The 4321-nt window shown below is 63.5% G+C and carries 2 protein-coding genes and 1 pseudogene; all 3 read right to left on the reverse strand.

Going from position 1 to position 4321, the window contains the following annotated elements:
- A pseudogene (gene rpoC2, locus ACIQ2E_RS15265) lies at nt 1–585 on the reverse strand (DNA-directed RNA polymerase subunit beta'); the annotation flags it as partial.
- A 46-nt stretch (nt 586–631) separates the two neighbouring features.
- A complete protein-coding gene (locus ACIQ2E_RS15270) occupies nt 632–2536 on the reverse strand; it encodes a DNA-directed RNA polymerase subunit gamma (RefSeq protein ID WP_398332363.1) in 1905 nt (634 codons plus the stop codon).
- An 80-nt stretch (nt 2537–2616) separates the two neighbouring features.
- The coding region (locus ACIQ2E_RS15275) for a DNA-directed RNA polymerase subunit beta (protein WP_398332365.1) at nt 2617–4321 on the reverse strand (1705 nt) is incomplete at its 5' end.

Below are 4321 nucleotides of genomic sequence, written 5' to 3' on the forward strand. Positions count from 1 at the left end.
GCGGATCGGAAGGTCGATGATTTCGCCCTGGGGGTTGGCCATCAGGCCGCGCATGCCCACCAGCTGACGCACCTGGGACATGTTTCCCCGGGCGCCGGAGTTGGCCATCATCCACACCGAGTTGAGTGGATCGTTCTCGTTGAAGTTCTTTTTGACTTCTTCAACCAGACGCTCGTTGGTTTCCGTCCAGGTGTCGATCACCTTGGTATGACGCTCCACCTCGGTGATCTCACCAAGGCGATAACGCTCTTCGGTATCGGTGATCTGCTGCTCGGCTTCCTCCAGCAGGCGCGCCTTTTCACCCGGAATGCGCAGGTCGTCGACGGAGATCGAGACGGCGGCCTGGGTGGCGTAGTGGAAACCCAGATCCTTCAGCTCATCGGCCAGCGATGCAGTGGAAGCGGTGCCGTGGTTCTTGTAGGCCCACGCCATCAGATTCCGCAGCTGCTTCTTATCGATCGTGCGGTTGCGGAACACCGGAGCGGCCTTGCTCAGGGGCGCGGAGGCGCCGAGCACGGGTGCCGGAGCTTCAGCTGCGGCCTTCTTGCTGGTCTTCTTGGTCTTCTTGGAGGGAGTGGCGGTCATGGCTGCGCGCGAAGAGGAATAAGGAAGGGGGGAAACGTCCGGGATCTCAGGCGGCTGCCACCGCGTCAATAATCGTGCTGTTCATCACCACGCGGCCCACGGTGGTGAGCACATAACGGCTGATCAGGGCGCCGTCGTCATCGAGGCGATCGCGGCGGTAGTTCCACTGCTCGATGCGGGTGCCATCGCTGAGGGTTTCCTGCTTGATCGGCTCCTTGGCCTCGTCTTCACTGTCCACTTCACCGTTGAAGCGCACCCACACCCAGTCGTGCATGGTGAGGTGCTTTTCATCGAAGGCGGCCAACACATCGCGCAGGCCGGCGAAGGTGCGGCTGCGATCGCCGAAGTCGGGCTTGGCGGCACCGGGCTGCTCAGCGGTGAGGTAGTAGGCACCGAGCACCATGTCCTGCGACGGGGTGATGATCGGATCGCCCGTGGCGGGCGAGAGGATGTTGTTGCTTGCCAGCATCAACATGCGGGCCTCGGTTTGGGCCTCAATCGCCAGGGGCACGTGCACAGCCATCTGGTCACCGTCGAAGTCGGCGTTGAAGGCGGGGCACACCAGCGGGTGCAACTGAATGGCGCGACCATCCACCAGCTTGGGCTCGAAGGCCTGAATGCCGAGGCGGTGCAGGGTCGGAGCACGGTTGAGCAGGATCGGGTGCCCTTCGATCACCTCTTGCAGCACCTGCATCACCTCATCATCGGCACGCTGAATCAGCTTCTTGGCGGCTTTGATGTTGTTAACGATGTTCTGGCGAATCAGGCGGTGAATCACGAACGGCTGGAACAGCTCGATCGCCATCTCCTTGGGCAGACCGCACTGGTGCATCTTCAGCTTCGGACCCACCACGATCACGGAACGACCGGAGTAGTCGACGCGCTTACCGAGCAGGTTCTGACGGAAGCGACCCTGCTTGCCCTCGATGATGTCGCTCAGTGACTTGAGCGGGCGGTTGTTGGCGCCCACCACCGTGCGGCCGCGGCGGCCGTTGTCGATCAGGGCGTCGACGGCCTCCTGCAGCATCCGCTTCTCGTTGCGGACGATGATTTCAGGGGCGAGGATCTCCTGCAGACGGGCCAACCGGTTGTTCCGGTTGATGACGCGGCGGTAGAGGTCGTTGAGATCGGAGGTAGCGAAGCGGCCGCCATCAAGCTGCACCATCGGGCGCAGGTCGGGCGGGATCACCGGGATCACATCCAGCACCATCCACTCAGGACGAGCGCCGGTGGCGATGAAGTTGTCGATCACGCGCAGGCGCTTGATCAACTTGGCGCGCTTCTGACCCTTGGACCCGGCGATCTCCTCGCGCAGCTGCTCAGCCACCACCGGCAGATCGAGGTCCTCCAGCAGCTGCTTCAGCGCTTCAGCGCCGATGCCCACGGTGGGCTCATTTTCGATCTCCGAGTCTTCGGCGTAGATCTCGTCTTCGATCTCCAGCCACTCGTCTTCGGTGAGCAGCTGCTTGTAGGTGAGGTCTTTGTGGTCGCCCGCATCGAGCACCACGTAGCAGTTGAAGTAAACGATCTGCTCCACATCCCGCAGGGGCATGTCGAGCAGGATCGCCACATAGCTGGGGATGCCCTTCAAATACCAAACGTGCGACACCGGGGCCGCCAGCTTGATGAAGCCCATGCGGTGCCGGCGCACGCGGCTTTCGGTCACCTCCACGCCGCAGCGCTCGCAAACGATGCCGCGGTGGCGCACCCGCTTGTACTTCCCGCAGTGGCACTCCCAGTCCTTGGAAGGGCCAAAGATCTTTTCGCAGAACAAGCCGTCCATTTCCGGCTTGAGCGTGCGGTAGTTGATGGTTTCGGGCTTGGTCACCTCGCCCACCACCTGACCATTGGGCAGCGTGCGCTGCCCCCACTGCATCACCCGCTCCGGCGAAGCGAGGGTGATCTTGACGTAGTCGAAGTGGTTCTCGGTGCGGAGATTGCTGTTGGTCATGGCCGTGAAGCGCGCGGGGGTCGGAGGAAACAGAAGGGATCAGACGGTCACCCGTTCGGGTGGTCCGGATCGATCAGCAATCAGTCGTCGTCGTAATCCGCGACGCCGAGGGATTCGTAGGTGGGCCGGTTGGGGGTGCTGCGGCGGGGATTGATGTCTTGCATCAGATCCACTTCCTCGCCGGCGTCGGTGTACACCGCGATGTCGAGACCGAGGGACTGCAACTCGCGCATGAGCACCTTGAACGACTCGGGGGTACCGGGGCGCGGGATGGGCTTGCCCTTCACGATGGCGTTGAGCGCTTCGTTGCGGCCCTGCATGTCGTCGGACTTGACGGTGAGCAGTTCCTGCAGGGTGTAGGCGGCGCCGTAGGCCTCGAGGGCCCACACTTCCATCTCACCCAGACGCTGGCCGCCCTGCTGGGCTTTACCGCCGAGGGGCTGCTGGGTCACCAGCGAGTAGGGACCGGTGGAGCGGGCGTGGATCTTGTCGTCGACAAGGTGCACCAGCTTGAGGATGTGGGCGTAGCCCACGGTGACCGGTTGGTCGAACGCTTCGCCAGTACGGCCATCGATCAGTTGGATCTTGCCGGGATTCTCGGGGTCGTACACCCAGTCTTTGCCGGGCTGCGACTTGGCCGCCTCCAGATACGCCTGCACGGTGTTCTTCGAGGTTTCGGGGCCGTGCATCTCATCGAACGGCACCACCTTCACCCGGCAATCCAGGTGTGAAGCGGCCCAGCCCATCAGGCACTCGAACACCTGACCCACGTTCATCCGGCTCGGCACACCCAGGGGGTTGAGCACGATGTCGATGGGGCTGCCATCGGGCAGGTAGGGCATGTCTTCCAGGGGAAGAATGCGGCTGATGATGCCCTTGTTGCCGTGGCGGCCGGCCATCTTGTCGCCCACCTGGATCTTGCGGCGCTGCGCCACATAGACCCGCACCACCATGTTCGCGCCGGGCGGCAGCTCATCGCCCTGTTCGCGGGTGTAGATGCGCACGTCGACGACGCGGCCGCGCTCGGTGCTGGGCACCCGCAGGGAGTTGTCGCGCACATCGCGGGCCTTCTCACCGAAGATCGCGCGCAGCAGCTTCTCTTCCGGGGGCTGGTCGGATTCGCCCTTCGGCGTCACCTTGCCCACCAGGATGTCGCCGCTCTCCACGTAGGCGCCCACGCGGATGATGCCCATCTCATCGAGGTTGCCCAGGCTCTCTTCGGCAACGTTGGGGATCTCGCGAGTGATCTCCTCCGGACCGAGCTTGGTCTGACGCGCTTCGATCTCGTACTTCTCGATGTGCACCGAGGTGTAGAGGTCGTCGCGCACCAGGCGCTCTGACACCAGGATCGCGTCCTCGTAGTTGTAGCCCTCCCAGGGCATGTAGGCGATCAGCACGTTCTGGCCGAGGGCGATCTCGCCGCCTTCGCAGGCCGAACCGTTGGCCAGCACCTGTCCAGCGATGACCGGGTCGCCCAGCTTCACGATCGGGCGGTGGTTCAGGCAGGTGTCCTGGTTGGAGCGCTGGTACTTCTGCAGATAGTGGGTGTGGTCGTTGCCCTCTTCATCGCGGATCACGATGGCGGTGGCATCCACGTAGGCCACCGTTCCGTTCACGGTGGTGATCGGCACCATGCCCGAGTCGCGGGCCACCTGGGTTTCCAGGCCGGTACCCACCAGCGGACGCTCAGGGCGCAGCAGCGGCACAGCCTGGCGCTGCATGTTCGAGCCCATCAGGGCGCGGTTGGCGTCGTCGTGCTCGAGGAAGGGAATCAGTGAGGTGGCC

The organism is Vulcanococcus sp. (assembly GCF_044369115.1).
Classification (GTDB): Bacteria; Cyanobacteriota; Cyanobacteriia; order PCC-6307; family Cyanobiaceae; genus Vulcanococcus.